General features: G+C 63.3%; 21 protein-coding genes. 5 read left to right on the top strand and 16 right to left on the bottom strand.

What is annotated here, in order from left to right:
- Positions 1–115 precede the first annotated feature (115 nt).
- Positions 116–850, top strand: a complete 735-nt coding sequence (locus tag RCH14_RS21835) for an SDR family oxidoreductase (protein ID WP_343028197.1) — start codon at positions 116–118, stop codon at positions 848–850.
- Between the two features lie 46 nt (positions 851–896).
- Here RCH14_RS21835 and RCH14_RS21830 read toward each other — a convergent pair whose 3' ends face one another.
- The 13 genes from RCH14_RS21830 to mltG form a co-directional block, all read right to left on the bottom strand.
- Positions 897–1,595 (bottom strand): glutathione binding-like protein, encoded by a 699-nt coding sequence (locus RCH14_RS21830; protein ID WP_343028196.1) that lies wholly within the window; start codon positions 1,593–1,595, stop codon positions 897–899.
- Positions 1,596–1,614: 19 nt separating this feature from the next.
- The gene (wrbA, locus tag RCH14_RS21825) at positions 1,615–2,214 is read right to left on the bottom strand and encodes an NAD(P)H:quinone oxidoreductase (RefSeq protein WP_343028195.1); all 600 of its coding nucleotides are present in this window, start codon (positions 2,212–2,214) and stop codon (positions 1,615–1,617) included.
- Positions 2,215–2,359: 145 nt separating this feature from the next.
- The gene (gene lpxO, locus RCH14_RS21820; RefSeq protein WP_343028194.1) at positions 2,360–3,259 is read right to left on the bottom strand and encodes a lipid A hydroxylase LpxO; all 900 of its coding nucleotides are present in this window, start codon (positions 3,257–3,259) and stop codon (positions 2,360–2,362) included.
- A 188-nt stretch (positions 3,260–3,447) separates the two neighbouring features.
- Positions 3,448–3,675 carry a DUF6139 family protein gene (locus tag RCH14_RS21815; RefSeq protein WP_343028193.1) on the bottom strand — a complete coding sequence of 76 codons (228 nt, stop codon included), beginning with the start codon at positions 3,673–3,675 and terminating at the stop codon, positions 3,448–3,450.
- Positions 3,676–3,788: 113 nt separating this feature from the next.
- A complete protein-coding gene (locus RCH14_RS21810) occupies positions 3,789–3,989 on the bottom strand; it encodes a hypothetical protein (protein ID WP_343028192.1) in 201 nt (66 codons plus the stop codon).
- Positions 3,990–4,317: 328 nt separating this feature from the next.
- A complete protein-coding gene (locus RCH14_RS21805) occupies positions 4,318–5,232 on the bottom strand; it encodes a methyltransferase domain-containing protein (protein WP_343028191.1) in 915 nt (304 codons plus the stop codon).
- 124 nt (positions 5,233–5,356) lie between these two features.
- The gene (locus RCH14_RS21800; RefSeq protein WP_343028190.1) at positions 5,357–6,031 is read right to left on the bottom strand and encodes an ankyrin repeat domain-containing protein; all 675 of its coding nucleotides are present in this window, start codon (positions 6,029–6,031) and stop codon (positions 5,357–5,359) included.
- Between the two features lie 3 nt (positions 6,032–6,034).
- Positions 6,035–6,817 (bottom strand): TatD family hydrolase, encoded by a 783-nt coding sequence (locus tag RCH14_RS21795; RefSeq protein WP_343028189.1) that lies wholly within the window; start codon positions 6,815–6,817, stop codon positions 6,035–6,037.
- 52 nt (positions 6,818–6,869) lie between these two features.
- Positions 6,870–7,388 (bottom strand): N-acetyltransferase family protein, encoded by a 519-nt coding sequence (locus RCH14_RS21790; RefSeq protein ID WP_343028188.1) that lies wholly within the window; start codon positions 7,386–7,388, stop codon positions 6,870–6,872.
- Between the two features lie 54 nt (positions 7,389–7,442).
- A complete protein-coding gene (locus tag RCH14_RS21785) occupies positions 7,443–7,820 on the bottom strand; it encodes a PilZ domain-containing protein (protein ID WP_343028187.1) in 378 nt (125 codons plus the stop codon).
- Between the two features lie 10 nt (positions 7,821–7,830).
- Positions 7,831–8,847, bottom strand: a complete 1,017-nt coding sequence (locus RCH14_RS21780; protein ID WP_343028217.1) for a DNA polymerase III subunit delta' — start codon at positions 8,845–8,847, stop codon at positions 7,831–7,833.
- A gap of 2 nt (positions 8,848–8,849) precedes the next feature.
- The gene (gene tmk / locus RCH14_RS21775) at positions 8,850–9,476 is read right to left on the bottom strand and encodes a dTMP kinase (protein ID WP_343028186.1); all 627 of its coding nucleotides are present in this window, start codon (positions 9,474–9,476) and stop codon (positions 8,850–8,852) included.
- On the bottom strand, positions 9,473–10,474 hold the full coding sequence (gene mltG, locus RCH14_RS21770) for an endolytic transglycosylase MltG (RefSeq protein WP_343028185.1): 1,002 nt from the start codon (positions 10,472–10,474) through the stop codon (positions 9,473–9,475). Before mltG ends, tmk begins: the two co-directional genes overlap by 4 nt.
- A gap of 112 nt (positions 10,475–10,586) precedes the next feature.
- Between mltG and RCH14_RS21765 the strand changes: the two genes are divergently transcribed.
- The 3 genes from RCH14_RS21765 to RCH14_RS21755 are packed head-to-tail and all read left to right on the top strand — an operon-like array spanning position 10,587 to position 12,714.
- Positions 10,587–11,654, top strand: a complete 1,068-nt coding sequence (locus RCH14_RS21765; RefSeq protein ID WP_343028184.1) for a folate-binding protein — start codon at positions 10,587–10,589, stop codon at positions 11,652–11,654.
- A 2-nt stretch (positions 11,655–11,656) separates the two neighbouring features.
- Positions 11,657–11,962: a DUF4936 family protein gene (locus tag RCH14_RS21760; RefSeq protein ID WP_343028183.1), complete on the top strand. Its 306-nt coding sequence runs from the start codon at positions 11,657–11,659 to the stop codon at positions 11,960–11,962.
- Positions 11,953–12,714, top strand: coding sequence for an NRDE family protein (locus RCH14_RS21755; protein WP_343028182.1), 762 nt, complete (start codon positions 11,953–11,955; stop codon positions 12,712–12,714). The genes RCH14_RS21760 and RCH14_RS21755 overlap by 10 nt, the downstream gene beginning before the upstream one ends.
- Before the next feature lie 20 nt (positions 12,715–12,734).
- On the opposite strand, the gene RCH14_RS21750 is transcribed toward RCH14_RS21755, so the two are convergent.
- From RCH14_RS21750 to RCH14_RS21740, 3 genes are read right to left on the bottom strand one after another with little or no spacing between them, the layout of a single operon-like run.
- Positions 12,735–13,643: an SDR family oxidoreductase gene (locus RCH14_RS21750; protein WP_343028181.1), complete on the bottom strand. Its 909-nt coding sequence runs from the start codon at positions 13,641–13,643 to the stop codon at positions 12,735–12,737.
- A 23-nt stretch (positions 13,644–13,666) separates the two neighbouring features.
- Positions 13,667–14,449 carry an SDR family oxidoreductase gene (locus RCH14_RS21745; RefSeq protein WP_343028180.1) on the bottom strand — a complete coding sequence of 261 codons (783 nt, stop codon included), beginning with the start codon at positions 14,447–14,449 and terminating at the stop codon, positions 13,667–13,669.
- A 25-nt stretch (positions 14,450–14,474) separates the two neighbouring features.
- Entirely contained in the window at positions 14,475–14,777 is a 303-nt protein-coding gene (locus RCH14_RS21740; protein ID WP_343028179.1) for a Dabb family protein, read from the bottom strand.
- A gap of 223 nt (positions 14,778–15,000) precedes the next feature.
- On the opposite strand from RCH14_RS21740, the gene RCH14_RS21735 reads away from it, so the two are divergent.
- Positions 15,001–16,701, top strand: coding sequence for an MFS transporter (locus RCH14_RS21735; protein WP_343028178.1), 1,701 nt, complete (start codon positions 15,001–15,003; stop codon positions 16,699–16,701).
- Positions 16,702–16,746 lie beyond the last annotated feature (45 nt).

Here is a 16,746-nt window from a genome sequence, read left to right as displayed (position 1 = left end):
CGGGCGCCGTTATTCATTTCCGGAGGATCGTGCAATCGATGCCGAGGTTTCGGCATGGGCAGCATCACGGGCCGTGCCCATACTGGCGCCACTGACAACACACAGGGAGCACAGCATGGAACACGCATCGAAAGTCATCCTCATCACGGGCGCCAGCAGCGGCATCGGCGAAGCAACCGCCCGTTTTCTCGCTGCGCAGGGCCACCGGGTCGTGCTTGGCGCGCGGCGCGTCGAGCAGCTGGTGGCGCTGGCAGGCGCCATCCGCGCTGCCGGCGGGAACGCCGACGTGGCACGGCTCGACGTGACCAGCATGGAAAGCATGACCGCGTTCGCCGACTTCGCGCTCGACTGCCATGGCCGGATCGATGTCCTCGTCAACAACGCGGGCGTCATGCCGCTGTCGAAGCTCGAAGCCTTGAAGATCGATGAATGGAACCAGATGATCGACGTGAACATTCGCGGCGTGTTGCACGGGATTGCCGCCGTGCTGCCGGGCATGCAGGCGCGTGGCGGCGGCCAGGTGATCAATATCGCGTCGATCGGGGCGTATGCGGTCAGCCCGACGGCGGCCGTGTATTGCGCCACCAAGTTCGCGGTAGCGGCCATCACGGAGGGCTTGCGGCAGGAGGTCGGCGGGACGATCCGCGTCACGCTGGTCTCGCCCGGCGTCGTGGAGTCGGACCTGGCCGAGTCGATTTCGGATCCCGGTGCGCGCGCGGCGATGCGCGACTTTCGCAAGCTGGCGATCAAGCCAGAGGCGATCGCGCGCGCGATCGGATTCGCGATCGATCAGCCGGCCGACGTGGATGTCAGCGAGCTGATCGTTCGGCCGACGGCGAGCCCTTACTGAGGCGTGCTCGCTGCCGCACCCTGGTCATACGGTGGCCACACCCTGCTCAGGCCGGGATCTCGATCCCTTTTTGCACGGACGGGCGCGCAAGAAAAGCCGCCAATGCCGCTGAGACGTGCGGGAAGTCATCGATGCCGACCAGGTCCCCGGCTCCGTAGAAATTCAGCAGCCCATTGACCCAGGGAAAGACCGCGATATCGGCAATGGTGAATTCGTCGCCCGCAAGCCACGTGTGCTGCGCCAGTTGACCATCGATGACGCCCAGCAGGCGGCGTGACTCGTCGACGTAGCGATCGTGCGGGCGCTTGTCGTCGTATTCTTTGCCGGCAAATTTGTGGAAAAAGCCCAGCTGCCCAAACATCGGCCCCACGCTGCCGATCTGGAACATCACCCACTGCATCACCCGGTAGCGTGCGGCTGGGTCCTGGGGCAGGAGCTTACCGCTCTTGTCCCCGAGGTAGATCAGGATGGCGCCCGACTCGAACAGCGGCAACGGCTGGCCGCCAGGGCCGTCGGGGTCGATGATCGCCGGGATCTTGTTGTTCGGATTGAGCGACAGGAAGGCCGGCGAGTGCTGGTCGTCGTTGGCGAAATCGACCTTGTGCGCCTCGTACGGCAGACCGATCTCTTCGAGCATGATGGGAATCTTGACGCCATTGGGCGTCGGCATCGAATACAGCTGCAGCCGGTCGGGGTGCTGCGCCGGCCACCGCTGCGTGATGGGGAATGCGGAGAGATCGGCCATGGCGGTATCGCTCGCCCGATCAGCCGAACAGCTTGGCGGCGGTCTCGGCGATCAGCTTGCCCTGGTGGCGCGCGCCGCCCAGGTCGATCTCGCTCGGCTGGCGCTCGCCCTTGCCGCCCGCGATCGTCGTCGCGCCATACGGGCTACCGCCGGCGACCTCGTCGAGCGTCATTTGTTCCTGATAGCTGTATGGCAGGCCAACGATAGTCAGACCGAGATTCATCAGATTCGTGATGATCGAAAACAGCGTGGTCTCCTGGCCGCCGTGCTGGGTGGCGGTGGAGGTGAAAGCGCCGCCGACTTTGCCGTTCAGGGCGCCGCGGGCCCACAGGCCGCCGGTCTGATCGAGGAAGGCTGCCATCTGGCTCGGCATGCGGCCGTAGCGGGTCGGTGCGCCGATGATGATGGCGTCGTAGTGTTCCAGCTCGTCCGGCTTGGCGACGGGCGCAGCCTGCTCAAGCTTGAAGTGGCCGTTCTTGGCGATGTCTTCGGGGACGGTTTCGGGGACGCGTTTTACGTCGACCGTTGCACCGGCGCCGCGTGCGCCTTCGGCCATTGCGTTGGCCATCGTTTCAATGTGACCGTAGGTCGAGTAGTACAACACCAGTACTTTTGCCATGGGCTTCTCCGATAGGTGAAAACAGAAAAGCCATTGTAGCGAGATTGGCAAAGATGCCGGTTTCGCTACAATGGCCTGTCGTCTTGTGCACCTATCGTGCGCGCATTGGCGTGGGGCGCCGCGCCACTGTCATGTCCGGCGCGCGTCAGATCCAGTAGATGAAGGCGGCCAGTGCGATGACCAGCGCCACGCGCGTGATGTTGTAGGCGGTCTTGTTCCACGCCTTGAAACGGCGGCGGTACTGGCCCATGTAGAACGAAATGCGGAACAGCTTGCTGACCAGGCCAACCTGGTCGCCCGTCTCGTTCGGCGATGCGGCAGCCGTCATCAGGTTGCGGCCGAGCCATCGGTTCACGCTTTGCATCCATCGGTAGCGCATCGGCCGCTCGACGTCGCAAAACAGGATGATGCGGTCGCTGTCGCTGCCGTTGATCGCCCAGTGAATATAGGTTTCGTCAAACACGACGCCCTGGCCATCGCGCCAGCTGTGGCGCTCGCCATCGACTTCGATGAAGCAGCGGTCATCGTTCGGTGTGGCCAGGCCCAGGTGATAGCGCATCGAACCGGCGAACGGATCGCGGTGCGGGTTCAGCTTTCCGCCGGGTGGAAGCTCGGCGAACATCGCGGCCTTGACGGACGGGATTGACTGCAGCAGCGCATACGTCTGGGGGCAAAGGCGCTCGGCCGATGGGTGGCTGGCGTCATACCATTTCAGGTAGAAACGCTTCCAGCCATTCTTGAAAAACGAGTTGAAACCGGCATCATCGTTCTGCTCGGCAGCTTTGATTTTCTTGAGCGCGAGCATGTTCTCGGCTTCAGCGCGGATGATGGGCCAGTTTTCTTGCAGGCGAGCGAGTTCGGGGAATTCAGAGAGCGGCGTAAACGGCGTATTGGGTACGCGCGAGAACTTGTGCATAAAGATATTGATCGGCGCCATGAACGACGAGTGATCGAAAATCTGACGGCGAAACGGCAAGCGGACGCGGCCGCGAAAATGGATGTGCAGGATCGATAACACGTAAAAACCGACGACAACCCACTTCATACCATCCTCCGTCCCAGTCCATCGCGTGGCTGGCTTGCTTGATCAAGGACGCAGAATACCACAACGGCTATGGGGCCGTTGCGGGCAGGCCGGGCTCTCGGGAAGAGATGCCGGCGCGTCGGCAAGCAGCACAAATGGTGCTTGCCGATGATGGCGAGTTGGCGCGCCGACGGCACGCCAGGGAATAGTTAGTGCGTCACCGACGTGATCGCATACCCTTTTTCGGCGATCTGCTCGGTCAGGTGTTGGATGTCGAAATCCTTGATCGCGTCGGCGTTGTCTTGCACCTCGTAGCCCTGGGCTTCGACTTCCCAATCGGTATTGGTGGCTTCTTCGGGAATGCTTTTCGATTCCGGTACGGCCAGGTAAGAAAACTTGCCGTCATGTTCAGCTCTGCGGTAGATATCCAGGCGCATATTATTTCCTCTGTTTAATGATTGCTTTCGAATGAAAGCGAACATCTTCACAGTAGAAGATCGCGCAAGAATCGTCTGTTAATTGCCCAACACTCAGTCAGTCCATGGCCTCATTACCGCCCAGGTTGCTGGCCCAGCACCCGCGCCGGCAGCATGACAACGGCCTTGAGCAAATTGAACACGGCATCGACACCGATCCCCAGCAGCCTGAACGGCAGCAGCAACAGCCACACGACCGGATAGATCAGCAGCGCCAGCAACGCAATCGGCCAGCACACCATCAACAGCAGCACCCAAACAAGAAAACTCAGCATATTGCCTCCACATTGACCATGGACGCACTCTACCTGCCCCGGCCATCAGAAGACCGCTCCAATCCGACGCACGGTCAATTCCGCGGCACGAACGGTCACACACCCCGATAAACGGTCCAGGCAATAGCCTTAAGCCTAAATCCAAACAATTAGGGTCAGTGTCAAATTATTGAGCAACTGATTAACTGCAGTTGGCAAACAATTCGACACTGACCCTATTTATCAAGCCAGCAATTTCCCATCAATTGGGGTCAGAGTCGAATTATTGGGTAATTGATTAACTGAAGTTGTCAAACAATTCGACACTGACCCTATTTAAAGGGGGGGGTTAGGCGTATTCGGCGATTTGTTCGGGGACGGATTGGGTGATGACGTCAGCCTGGATCGAGGCTTGCAGGGACGGGATCGAGCCGCCGGCGCGGTAGGCGAAGGACAGGCGCAGCAGGTCGCCGGCTTTGACGGTGACGGGGGTGTACAGCGGCAGCGTCATGTAGTGGTTCAGCCAGTCGATCGTGGTGGCCTGCTCCTGCACGATGGCCAGGACGTTTTTCGTCACGAAGCGCATGGCGTTCAAGGTGCCCGACTGTTCGATCAGGACCGAGCCTTCCCAGGCGATCAGGCTGTCGACCGGTTGGCCGAAATCGATGATGCTGTAGACGGCGGGCTGCGACAGTTCGATCGTGCCGGGCTGGACAACCCCGGTTTCCTGGAACTGGACGATCGGGGCGTAGAAGCCGTCGAAGTCATATTCCTGCTGCAGCGGCTGAACCGCCATGATCACGGCTTCCGGCATGAATAGCGGCAGCGGGCCGCCGAATTTGGCGAGATATCGACGCTTGAACGACTCGATCACTTCGACCTGTTTTTCGCGCAGCATGCCGACGTGGATCATTTCGCAGATGACGACATCGACCGGCTCCGGCGGCAGGTAGTCGAATGCGTCGGCGTGGATCACTTCGACCTTGTGGCCGTTCGGGTTCATGGCCAGGAAGCGGCGCGCTTCACGCACCATGTCCGGGTTGTATTCGACGCAATAGACTTTCGACGCTTTCTGCGCCGCGAAGAACGACAGCACACCCGTGCCGCCGCCCAGCTCCAGCACCTTGGCGCCAGGCAAGACCGAGTAATGGATGGCGGACTTGAAGCTGTGCATCCGGTTCTGGTCCATCAGCATATTGTGATGGTAGTGGACTGGAATGAACTGCCCCAGGTAGCAGCTTTCGATTTCGCGTTCGTTCAGCATGATTATCCTCGTCGTCCTGTGTAGTGGGACCGTAGGACTATTATGGATACCATTGCCCGCGCGCAATCTGTCGAGGTGAGGGGCAAATAACGCCCAATTCAATCCACACGCAGTTTGTTTCGCTTCACCGACCTGACAGCAACGCAGCCAGTTTGTCGTGCCCGCCCTGCTTGGCCAGCTGGGCGGCGGTGAAGCCTTCGGTGTTCTTCAGGGCCGGATTCGCGCCCTTGGCCAGCAGCAGACGCACGATCGCATCCTGCCCCTCGCGCGCGGCCATCATCAGCGGCGTCACGGCGCCGGACGTGCGTGGCGACAGCGCACTGACCTGCGCCCCATGCTCGATCAGCAGTTGGGCGATCGCGGCGTCGCCGCTGGCGGCCGCGTAATGCAGCGCCGTCCAGCCGGGCTGATTGACCTTCGCGCCTTTGGCCAGCAGTGCGCGCACGGTGTCGCCATCGCGCTTGAACGCGGCCATCATCAGCGCCGTGTTGCCGTTGACTGCCTTGCGCTCCAGATCGGTGCCCGGATGGGCCAGCAGATCCTGCACGACCGCGCTCGAGCCTTCGCGGATTGCCAGCACCAGTGCCGGCTCGCCACCCAGCGGGTTGAGTTCGTTCGCGTTGACGACCGTGCCCACCATCTTGCGCACGGTGCTCGCATCGTCCATCTGGACGGCGCGGAAGAACGACGACACCTGCTTGTTGCTCGGTGGCTCAGCCGCGCCAGCACCGGCGCCCAATGCCACCACACCCAGCACACCCGCAGCGCACAAGCGCGCCATCCAACGAGACATTTGCATGCGTCAGCTCCTGGCTGTCTGGAACAGGTTGAAGAAGTTCTCGCTCGTCTGCGCCGCAACGTCGCGCAGCGACACGCCCTTGAGCGTGGCGATGTACTCCGCCACGTGCGCCACATACCCCGGCTCGTTCATGCGGCCACGAAACGGCACCGGCGCCAGATACGGCGAATCGGTCTCGATCAGCATGCGTTCGAGCGGCACGGCCAAGGCCACCGCCTGCAACTCCTTGGCGCTTTTAAACGTGACAATGCCGGAGAACGAGATATAGAAGCCCTGCTCCATGGCCGCCTGCGCCACCTCCAGCGACTCGGTGAAGCAATGCATGACGCCCGCCACCCCACCGGCCCCGGTGCCGGCGCCCTCTTCTTTCATCAGGCGGATCGTGTCTTCGCTGGCCGCGCGCGTATGGATGATCAACGGTTTACGCGTTTCGCGCGAGGCCCGGATGTGCACACGAAAACGCTCGCGCTGCCATACGAGGTCGCCCTTGAGGCGATAGTAATCCAGACCCGTCTCTCCGATCGCGACGATCTTCGGATGGTCCGCCAGTGCGACCAGTTGCTCGACGGTCGGTTCGGGCGTGTCCTCGTAGTCGGGATGCACGCCAACCGACGCGAAGATATGCGGATACTGCTCGGCCAGCGCGAGCACTTGCGGAAAGTCCGGCAGGTCGACCGACACGCACAAGGCATGCGTCACCTGGTTTTCGGCCATCTTGGCCAGCACCTCGGGCATGCGGGCGGCCAGTTCCGGAAAATTGATGTGGCAGTGAGAATCGATGAACATCCCGCCATTGTACGCGACGCGCGCTGCCGCAGCCGGGGCGCCGCCCGCGCATTCAGGCCACGCGCTTGCCCAGGATGATCAGGTCGCGCTCGATGCCGTCAAGGTTCGCCACGCGCGGGAAGTTGGCCCAGGTCTCGAAGCCATACTTGCCAAACAGCGCCAGGCTCGGCGCATTGTGGCCGAAGATGAAGCCCAGCAGCGTGTGCACCTTGACCTCGGGCGCGAACGCGATCGCCAGCTCCAGGCAGTAGCGCCCCAGTCCCCGGCCACGCGCGCTTTCGGCGATATAGATCGACACTTCGGCCGTGCCCGAATACGCGGGCCGGCCATAAAAGTTCGAGTACGACAGCCAGCCAATGACGGCCGGATGCTCGCTCGTGTCGAGCGCATCGTGAATCACCCACAACGGACGCCGGTCGGGCGTGTGCTCGTTGAACCAGGCTTCGCGCGACTGCACCGACACCGGCTCGGTATCGGCGGTCACGTCGCGCGAGGCGATGGTGGAATTATAGATATCGACGATGACCGGCAGGTCGTCGCGTCGGGCCAGGCGGTGGACGTAGGAAGGCATGCAGCTAAATTGGGTTAGTTACAGATTATGGGGTAGTTACAAACTATGGGTTAGTTACAAAGTGTGGGTGGCGCGCGAAGAGCGCAGCGCAGCGCCGAGGATTTCTTCGATGCGCTGGCGGGCGCGCTGGCCCGATTCGTCGGCCGGGAAATGCACGCCGATGCCTTGCGCCTTGTTGTTGTTGGCGCCCGTCGGCGTGATCCAGGCGACGGTGCCGGCAATCGGGTATTTGTTCGGGTCGTCCATCAGCGCCAGGATCAGGTAGATCTCGTCGCCGATCTGGTACGGCTTGGTGGTCGGGACGAACATGCCGCCGTTACGCAGGAACGGCATGTAGGCCGCGTAGAGCGCTGCCTTTTCCTTGATCGCCAGCGACAGCACGGACGGCCGCGGGGCCTGGGCTGCGGTGGCATCGGGCGGATTGGCGCTCATCGTGGTCCTCTCATGTACAGCAGCCAGTGTACTCAAGCAGCATGTCCTCGACAAACAATTTTGCCGACAGCGGATGATCGGCGACGGCGCGCCGCTCGTTCATGGCCTTGATCGCGCGCAGCAGGTTGCCCGTCTGCGCCCGGCCCGCCAGCGCCGCCAGCTCTTTCTGATAGCGCGGGTAGTACCGGATCTTGCCCGACAATTTAACCGAAAACACATCGTACAACCAGCGCTGGGTCCAGGCGACCAGCGCCGGCAGTTCGGCCTTGGCCAGCTTGTCGGCCGCGCGCAGCGCCGCATCCGGCGCCGGTCGCGCGAGAAAATTGAGCAGGATGTCGAGTTCTTCGCGGCTACCGTGCGCCGACGCGGCCAGCGCCGCCAGCGGCGCGCCGCCCTGCTCACGCAGCCAGCTGTCGGCATCCGGCACGCTGTGCGCGTTGAGCCAGGCCAGCGCGTCGTCGTGCGACGGCATCGGCAGTGCGAACTTGCGGCAGCGCGACAGGATCGTCGGCAGCAGTCGGTCAAGGCTATTGGACGAGAGCAGGAACACGGTGCCCGGTGGCGGCTCTTCCAGCGTCTTGAGCAGCGCGTTCGATGCCGGTGTATTGAGCGCCTCGGCCGGATACAGCACCACGACGCGCAGGCCCTGGCGATGGGTCGAGATGTTCATGAAATCGGCCAGCGCCCGGATCTGCTCGATCCTGATCTCTTTCGACGGCGCCTTGGTCGACTTCGATTTGCGCTCGCCGTCGCCTTCCTCGTCGCCCGCGCCAGGCTCGTCTTCCAGTGCTTCAGGCCGCACGCGGCGGTAATCGGGATGATTGTGCTGGACGAACCAGCCGCACGATGCGCAGGCGCCGCAGGCCTGGCCGTCAGGCCGGGCGTTCTCGCACAGCAGCGCCTGGGCAAACGCTTCGATGAAGTCGGCCTTGCCGGTGCCGGCCGGGCCATGAAACAGGATCGCGTGCGGCAGGCGCGCGCGCAGGCCCTGCAGTTGCGTCCAGGCGGCGCGCTGCCACGGATACATCGTCACAGCAGGCGCTCCAGGACAGCCGCGAGTTCACGCTGGATTGCCTCGATGCTGCGCGTCGAGTCGACGACCACGAAGCGCTGCGGGAACTGCGCCGCGCGGCGCAGGTACTCGGCGCGGCACCGGCCAAAGAACGCGGCCTGCTCGCGCTCGAACTTGTCGAGCGTGCGCGAGGCCGCCAGCCGTTCGCGCGCCACTTCCAGCGGCACGTCGAACAGCAGCGTCAGGTCGGGCTGCAACGACGGATGCACCCACGACTCGAGCGCTTCCATTTTCTCGCGCGCCAGACCCCTGCCACCGCTCTGGTAGGCAAAACTGGCATCGGTAAACCGGTCAGACAGCACCCAGTGGCCCAGCGCCAGCTGCGGCGCGATCACCTGCGCAATGTGTTCGCGGCGGCTGGCGAACATCAGGAGCGCCTCGGTCTCCAGATGCATGGTTTCGTGCAGCAGCAGCTCGCGCAGCTTCTCGCCCAGCGGCGTGCCACCCGGCTCGCGCGAGGCGACCACGGTCTTGCCGCGGCCCGCGAGAAAATCGGTGACGAAACCGATATGGGTCGATTTTCCGGCGCCGTCGATGCCTTCGAACGTGATGAACTTGCCCTGCATGGAACGACCTTCTGTCATTGGGTGGTGATCCCGCGCTGATAGCGATTCACGGCGCGGTTATGGTCCGGCAGATTGTTGGAGAACTGGCTGGTGCCGTCGCCCCGCGAGACGAAATACAGCGCCGGTGTTTCGGCCGGCGCGAGCGCCGCCTGCAGCGACTGCAGGCCGGGGAGCGAAATCGGCGTGGGCGGCAAGCCGCCGCGCGTGTAGGTATTGTACGGCGTGTCGGTCAACAGGTCCTTCTTGCCGATCTTGCCCACGAACGCGTCGCCCATGCCGTAGATGACGGTCGGATCTGTCTGCAGCAGCATGCCGGTGCGCAGGCGGTTGACGAACACCCCGGCAATCATCGTGCGCTCGCTCTTTTGCCCGGTTTCCTTCTCGACGATCGAGGCCATGATCAGCGCTTCGTACGGCGTCTTGTAGGGCAGTTCCTTGTTGCGCTTTTCCCAGGCGGCGTTCAGGTGGTCCAGCATCGCCTGGTGCGCGCGGCGGTAGATCTCGATCTCGGACGAGCCCTTCGCGAACAGGTAGGTGTCGGGGAAGAACAGGCCTTCCGGGTCTGTATAGTCGGTCGAGATCTTCGCCATCAGTTCGGCGTCGGTGAGCTTGACCGTATCGTGCTTGAGCCGCGCGTGACCGCTGATCGCCTGGCGCATCTGCTTGAAGCTCCAGCCTTCGATGATCGTCACGGCCTCTTGCGCGAATTCGCCGCGCACCAGTTGCGTCAGCAGGCCGCGTGGCGACGTGTTCGGCTTGAGCTCATAACTGCCGGCCTTGATGCGGCCCGCGTCGCCCGTCAGGCGCGCCAGCAGCACGAACAGCGTCGGGTTGACGGGCACGCCGGCGGCGACCATCTGCTGCGCGCTGGCGGCCACGCCGCTGCCCGGGTTGATCGAGAATTCAATGGCCGCGCCGGGGACGGGCAAGGCCTGCTTGGTCCACCAGGCAAAGCCGCTGGCGGCAGCGACGGAAACGATGACGCCGGTAACGAGTAATTTTTTTATCAGTGCCATGTCTTTGCGCGGTCAACGTGCGAAATGGACCGCGCCCGGCGCGATTTTCCACACAACTCTATAATGAGGCCGTAATGATAAAGCCTAATTGCCTAAATATAAGCGGATTTTGATGACGACCCAAGCAGACATCCAGAACACGCCTTCGCCAGCACCTGGCGACGACCAACTCGCCGCCCCCGCGCACGTCGCCGACACCGGCCCGCAGCTCACGCTCGACGATGTCGCCGCCGGCTTCATCGCGACGGTACGCGACCAGGGCCTGATCGCCGTGGGCGGTGACGACGCCGCCAAATTCCTGCACACGCAACTGACCAACGACGTCGAGCACCTGACGGCCACGGATGTACGCTTTGCAGGCTTTTGCACGCCGAAGGGCCGCTTGCAGGCGAGCTTCCTGATGTGGCGCGACGTGGATGCCGTCTACCTGCAATTGCCGCGCGCCATCCAGGCGCCGCTGCAAAAACGGCTGTCGATGTTCGTCATGCGCTCCAAGGCAAAACTCGTCGATGCGACCGCTGCGGCGCCATTCGCCACGGTGCTGGGCCTGGGCGGCGCGCGCGCGCAAGCCGCGCTCGGCCAGATCGTGCCGACGCTGCCGGCCACGCCGATGACCAGGACCGATGGCGCGTTCGGCACCGTGCTGCGCCTGAACGATGCGTTCGGCGCGCCGCGCTACTTGTGGCTGACGTCGACCGAGACGGCGGGCGCTGCGTTGTCCGCGCTGGGCACGCAGCTCGCCGTCGGCGGCGACCAGGCCTGGCAACTGGCGACGATCCACGCGGCCGAGCCGCAGGTCGGCCCCGCCACGCAAGAACAGTTCGTCCCGCAGATGATCAATCTCGAGCTGCTGGGCGGCGTCAATTTCAAGAAGGGCTGCTATCCGGGCCAGGAAATCGTCGCGCGTACCAAGTACCTTGGCAAGATCAAGCGCCGCGCCGCGCTGGCCCGTATTGACGACGCGGCTGCACGCGCCGGTGACGAAGTGTTTTCGCTGCTCGACCCGAGCCAGCCCTGCGGCATGGTCGTGAATGTGGCACCCAACGGCATGGGCGGCGCCGATGCGCTGGTTGAAATCAAGCTGGCGCAGCTGACTGAAGAAGTGCGCCTGGGTTCGGCCACCGGTGCGCGCGTGAGCTTTCTGCCGATGCCGTACAGCCTTGACGCGATCGACGATTGACGATGGCCGATTTGTCCGTCTCCGACCTGTACGTGTATTACAAGGTGCGCGACGCCGATACCGCGCAACTGGCACCGCTGGTGCGCGCGATGCAGGCGGCGCTTGTCGTGAGCGACGGCGTGAGCGTGCAACTCAAGCGCCGGCCCGGCAACCACGATGGCCTGCAAACCTGGATGGAAGTCTATCCGTCCGTCCCCGCCGGTTTTGACGCCGCGCTCGCGCGCGCCGTCGAACAGGCCGGATTCGAACCCCTGCTCGCCGGCCCGCGCCGTGTCGAGGTATTTACGGAGTTGCCGCCATGTGCCTGATCGTCTTTGCCTGGCACGTCGTCCCCGGCGTGCCCGTGATTGCCGCCGCCAACCGCGACGAATTCTATGACCGCCCCGCCCTGCCCGCCGCGCCGTGGCCCGAGCATCCGCACGTGATCGCCGGGCGCGACCTGCAGGGCGGTGGCAGCTGGATGGGCGTGGCGCTCACGGGCGCCAACGGCCCGCGCTTTGCCGCGCTGACCAATATCCGCAGCCCCGGCGAGCGCCAGCCTGGTGCGCCGTCGCGCGGCGCGCTGGTGGCCGACTACCTGGCAGGCGAGATCGATGCGGGCGCGTATGTCGCGCAGCTCGCGGCGCAGCCCGACCATTACAACGGCTACAACCTGGTGCTGGGCGACGGCGAGACGCTGTACTGGTACTCGAACCGCGGCCAGTCCGACCCGCGCAATGGGCAGCCGCTCGAGCGCGGCCGGATCTACGGCATCTCGAATGGTCTGCTCGACGCGCCATGGCCAAAAGTGCTGCGCACCAAAGCGCAGTTCGCCAGCCTGCTGTGCCAGGGCGCGCCGGAAGACGCCTACTTCGAAATGCTGGCCGACACGACGCGCGCACCCGATCTGCGCTTGCCGGAAACCGGCGTGCCGCTCGAGATGGAGCGGATGCTGTCGTCGGTCTGCATCGAGTCCGAGGAATACGGCACGCGCACGTCGACAGTGGTCAAGCTGTACCGCAACAGCGCGCCCGATCTGCACGAGCGCGTCGTGGTGCCGGGCGAGCAGGCCGCCGCCTGATGCGGTAGAGGGTAGCCCGCTCAGCGGCGCCCTTTGAGTCCCACTTTCAGGATATCGCGCAGATGCGGCGTGGCCGCATACGGGTCCGGCGGCTGCCGGCCATGCACCAGCGCATCGGCATGCTCGGCCACGGCGCCCAGCGCCTGCGGATGTGAGAACACATAAAAACGCTCGGCGCGGATGGCTTCAAACGTCAGCTGCGCCACCTGCGCCGCCGACACCTTGCCCGAGCCAACGGCTTTCTCGGTCAGCGCCTGCGCCGCCATCTGGCTGGCCGTCATGATCTCGTCGGTGCGCAGTTCGTCGGGCCGGTGCCGGTGCGACTGCGCAATCTGCGTCGGGATGAAATACGGGCACAGCACCGATGTGCCAATGGGCGCGTCGACCAGTTTCAGGTCGTGATACAGCGTTTCGGTCAACGCCACCACCGCATGCTTGGAGACGTTGTACAAGCCCAGCGCCGGCGAATTGATCAGGCCCGCCATCGACGCTGTATTGACGACATAGCCGCGATACGTGGGATCCTTGGCCGCGCATTCGAGCATCACCGGGATGAACGCGCGCACGCCGTTGACCACGCCGTACAGGTTCACGCCCAGCACCCATTCCCAGTCTTCTTTCGAATTTTCCCAGATCAGGCCACCGGCGCCGACGCCCGCATTGCTAAACACGAGGTGCACCGCACCGAAGCGCGCCATCGCCGAATCGGCCAGCTCCTGCACGTGCGCGCTCTTGCGCACGTCACAGACCATCGCGATTACGTCGGCGCCGCCATCCTTCAATTCGTCGGCCGCTTTTTCGAGCGCCTTGCGCTGCACGTCGCCCAGCACCAGCTTCATGCCCAGGCTGGCCGCCATGGTGGCGAACTCGCGGCCCATGCCACTGGCAGCACCCGTGATGACCGCGACCTTGCCCTTGAAATCATCCATCGTCTTGTCCTTTGACCGTGCGGTCAGACAGCGGTCACGCCGCCATCGACCGCCAGTATTTGTCCCGTGATGTGCTTGCCGGCGTCGGAGGCGAACAGCACCACCGCGCCTTTCAGGTCTTCGTCGTCGCCGAGGCGCCCCAATGGCGCGGCGGCCGCGATGCCTTCGGCGCCGTACGCGGCCAGCACGCCCTTCGTCATCTTCGACGGGAAGAAGCCCGGCGCGATCGCATTGACCGTGATGCCGTGGCGGCCCCATTCGCCAGCCAGCGTGCGCGTGAAGTTGATGAGCGCGCCCTTGGACGTGTTGTACGCAATGGTCTGCATCGCGTCCGGCGGATTGCCCGTCAGACCGGCAATCGACGCGATATTGACGATGCGCCCATAGCGGCGCGGGATCATCGACAGTTTGCCGACCGCCTGCGAGACCAGAAATACCGAGCGCACGTTCAGGTTCATCACCTTGTCCCACGCCTCGAGCGGATAATCTTCGGCTGGCGCGCCCCAGGTGGCGCCGGCATTGTTGATCAGGATATCGACGTGACCCAGGCGCGCCAGCGCCGTCTCGACCAGGCCGGTTGCGTGCGCCGGGTCGGACAGATCGCCGGCAAAGCAGCTCGCCTCGATCCCCAGGCCGTGCAAGCGGGCGACGGCGGCGTCGAGTTCGTCCTGCTTGCGCGAGGTGAGGATCAGGCGCGCGCCCTGCTCGCCCAGCGCCTGCGCCATCTGCAGCCCGAGTCCGCGTGAGCCGCCGGTGACAATGGCGGTCTTGCCCTTTAATGAAAACAGTTCCTGCGTGGTGCGCATACAGCCTCCGGTCAGAATGGCGTGGTCAGACTTCGTAATCCATGCACTGGCGGCCTTCGCGGATCGCGCCGATGAACGGCACCACGGCCTGGTGCACCGGGTGCGCGATATACGCGGCCAGCGCAGCGCGGTCGGAAAATTCGGAATACAGCACGACGTCGTAGGTCGCTTCGAGGTCGGGCTGGGCCAGCGTGACTTCAAACGTGACGATGCCGGGGACGATCGCGGCGCATGCGTCGAGCCGGCGTTTCATTTCGCGTGCATTGGTCGCGCGGTTGGCGCCTTCGGCCTGTTCCTTCAGCTTCCACATGACGATGTGCTTGATCATTTTCGCTCCTGTTAAATGCATTGTGGGCAGCATTGCCTGCCCCTCACAGCAAGTATAGCGATCGCACGATCGTTCGCCAAAACAGTACGAAAAACATATTTACAACTCAGCCGCCGGCCTACCCATTTTGCAAGATTCGCGTAAGTTTCGAGGCGCACATTGGGTTGGCTGACCAACAATCAGCCTTTCCGCTTAAACACAAAACAATGAACGGAGACAACCCATGGCCATCACACCCGGCAACACTGTCGGCGCCGTACCCCCAACCACCACCGCCGGCCTGACCAAGGAAGAGCGCAAGGTCATTGCTGCTTCCTCGCTCGGCACCGTGTTCGAATGGTACGACTTTTACCTGTACGGCTCGCTCGCTACCATCATCGCCAAGCAGTTCTTCGTTGGCGACCCCAACACGACCTTCATCTTTGCCTTGCTGGCCTTTGCCGCCGGCTTCATCGTGCGGCCATTCGGCGCGCTCGTGTTCGGGCGCCTCGGCGACATGATCGGGCGCAAGTACACCTTCCTGATCACGATCGTGCTGATGGGCGCGTCGACCTTCCTGGTCGGCATCCTGCCCAGTTACGCGCAGATCGGTATCGCTGCGCCGATCATCCTGGTCACGCTGCGCATCCTGCAGGGCCTGGCTTTGGGCGGCGAATATGGCGGCGCGGCGACCTATGTGGCCGAGCACGCGCCGCACGGCAAGCGCGGGCTGTTTACCGCATTCATCCAGACCACTGCGACGATTGGCCTGTTCCTGTCCCTGCTGGTCATTCTCGGCACCCGCACTTTGATCGGCGAAGAAGAATTCCAGGCCTGGGGCTGGCGGATTCCGTTCCTGATCTCGGTCGTGCTGCTGGGGATTTCGGTCTGGATCCGGCTGTCGATGAACGAGTCGCCGGCATTTGCCAAGATGAAGGCAGAGGGCAAGACGTCAAAAGCGCCGCTGTCGGAAGCCTTCCTGAAACCGAAGAATGCCAAGATCGCCCTGCTGGCGCTCGTGGGCCTGACGATGGGCCAGGCCGTGGTCTGGTACACGGGCCAGTTCTATGCGCTGTTCTTCCTGACCAAGACGCTCAAGATTGCCGATCCGACGGCCAACATCCTGATCGCGATCGCCCTGTTGCTGGCCACGCCGTTCTTCATCATCTTTGGCGCGTTGTCGGACAAGATCGGGCGCAAGTGGATCATCCTGGGCGGCTGCGCGATTGCAGCGGCGACCTACTTCCCGATCTTCAAGGCCATCACGCACTACGGCAATCCGGCACTGGAAACAGCGCTGCGCACCGCGCCCGTGTTCGTCGTGGCCGACCCGGCCACCTGCAGCTTCCAGATCGATGCGACCGGCACACGCAAGTTCCCGTCATCGTGCGATATCGCCACGCGCATGCTGACGGCGGCCTCGGTCAGCTACAACCGCATCGATGCGCCAGCCGGCACCGTCGCCACGATCAAGATCGGCGCGACCGAGTTCAAGTCGTTCAACGCTGTCATGACGCCGGATAACCTGAACTTCGACACGGCATCGAAAGCGAGCGAAGCGGCACTCAAGAAAGAGGTCAACGGGGCACTGGCGACTGCAGGCTATCCGGAGAAGGCCGATCCGGCGCAAATCAACAAGCCGATGCTGGTCGTGTTCCTGTTCATCCTCGTGCTGTACGTGACGATGGTGTACGGCCCGATCGCGGCAATGCTGGTCGAGATGTTCCCGACCAGGATCCGTTACACGTCGATGTCGCTGCCGTATCACATCGGCAATGGCTGGTTCGGCGGGCTGTTGCCGACGACGGCCTTCGCGCTGGTGGCGTTCAAGGGGGATATCTATTATGGCTTGTGGTACCCGATCATCATCGCCGTGATCACGTTCGTGATCGGTGCGCTGTTCGTGCGGGAGACCAAGGACAACGATATCTACGCGAACGACTAGTTACTTTGCTGTGCCCATGATGTGTGGAAGGCGGTGCCTTCCACA

The organism is Massilia sp. MP_M2 (assembly GCF_039123635.1).
In the GTDB taxonomy this organism is placed as follows: Bacteria; Pseudomonadota; Gammaproteobacteria; order Burkholderiales; family Burkholderiaceae_D; genus Telluria.
This window is presented reverse-complemented; position numbering and strand designations above follow the sequence as displayed.

Coding starts and splice junctions, on each gene's coding strand:
- RCH14_RS21830 (WP_343028196.1), bottom strand. CDS start 1,595: ATGGCCGATCTCTCCGCATTCCCCATCACGCAGCGGTGGCCGGCGCAG.
- RCH14_RS21810 (WP_343028192.1), bottom strand. CDS start 3,989: ATGCTGAGTTTTCTTGTTTGGGTGCTGCTGTTGATGGTGTGCTGGCCG.
- RCH14_RS21735 (WP_343028178.1), top strand. CDS start 15,001: ATGGCCATCACACCCGGCAACACTGTCGGCGCCGTACCCCCAACCACC.
- tmk (WP_343028186.1), bottom strand. CDS start 9,476: ATGACAGAAGGTCGTTCCATGCAGGGCAAGTTCATCACGTTCGAAGGC.
- RCH14_RS21800 (WP_343028190.1), bottom strand. CDS start 6,031: ATGCAAATGTCTCGTTGGATGGCGCGCTTGTGCGCTGCGGGTGTGCTG.
- RCH14_RS21750 (WP_343028181.1), bottom strand. CDS start 13,643: ATGGATGATTTCAAGGGCAAGGTCGCGGTCATCACGGGTGCTGCCAGT.
- RCH14_RS21805 (WP_343028191.1), bottom strand. CDS start 5,232: ATGCTGAACGAACGCGAAATCGAAAGCTGCTACCTGGGGCAGTTCATT.
- RCH14_RS21790 (WP_343028188.1), bottom strand. CDS start 7,388: ATGCCTTCCTACGTCCACCGCCTGGCCCGACGCGACGACCTGCCGGTC.
- mltG (WP_343028185.1), bottom strand. CDS start 10,474: ATGGCACTGATAAAAAAATTACTCGTTACCGGCGTCATCGTTTCCGTC.
- RCH14_RS21765 (WP_343028184.1), top strand. CDS start 10,587: ATGACGACCCAAGCAGACATCCAGAACACGCCTTCGCCAGCACCTGGC.
- RCH14_RS21785 (WP_343028187.1), bottom strand. CDS start 7,820: ATGAGCGCCAATCCGCCCGATGCCACCGCAGCCCAGGCCCCGCGGCCG.
- RCH14_RS21780 (WP_343028217.1), bottom strand. CDS start 8,847: ATGTATCCGTGGCAGCGCGCCGCCTGGACGCAACTGCAGGGCCTGCGC.
- RCH14_RS21760 (WP_343028183.1), top strand. CDS start 11,657: ATGGCCGATTTGTCCGTCTCCGACCTGTACGTGTATTACAAGGTGCGC.
- wrbA (WP_343028195.1), bottom strand. CDS start 2,214: ATGGCAAAAGTACTGGTGTTGTACTACTCGACCTACGGTCACATTGAA.
- RCH14_RS21745 (WP_343028180.1), bottom strand. CDS start 14,449: ATGCGCACCACGCAGGAACTGTTTTCATTAAAGGGCAAGACCGCCATT.
- RCH14_RS21740 (WP_343028179.1), bottom strand. CDS start 14,777: ATGATCAAGCACATCGTCATGTGGAAGCTGAAGGAACAGGCCGAAGGC.
- RCH14_RS21795 (WP_343028189.1), bottom strand. CDS start 6,817: ATGTTCATCGATTCTCACTGCCACATCAATTTTCCGGAACTGGCCGCC.
- RCH14_RS21815 (WP_343028193.1), bottom strand. CDS start 3,675: ATGCGCCTGGATATCTACCGCAGAGCTGAACATGACGGCAAGTTTTCT.
- RCH14_RS21835 (WP_343028197.1), top strand. CDS start 116: ATGGAACACGCATCGAAAGTCATCCTCATCACGGGCGCCAGCAGCGGC.
- lpxO (WP_343028194.1), bottom strand. CDS start 3,259: ATGAAGTGGGTTGTCGTCGGTTTTTACGTGTTATCGATCCTGCACATC.
- RCH14_RS21755 (WP_343028182.1), top strand. CDS start 11,953: ATGTGCCTGATCGTCTTTGCCTGGCACGTCGTCCCCGGCGTGCCCGTG.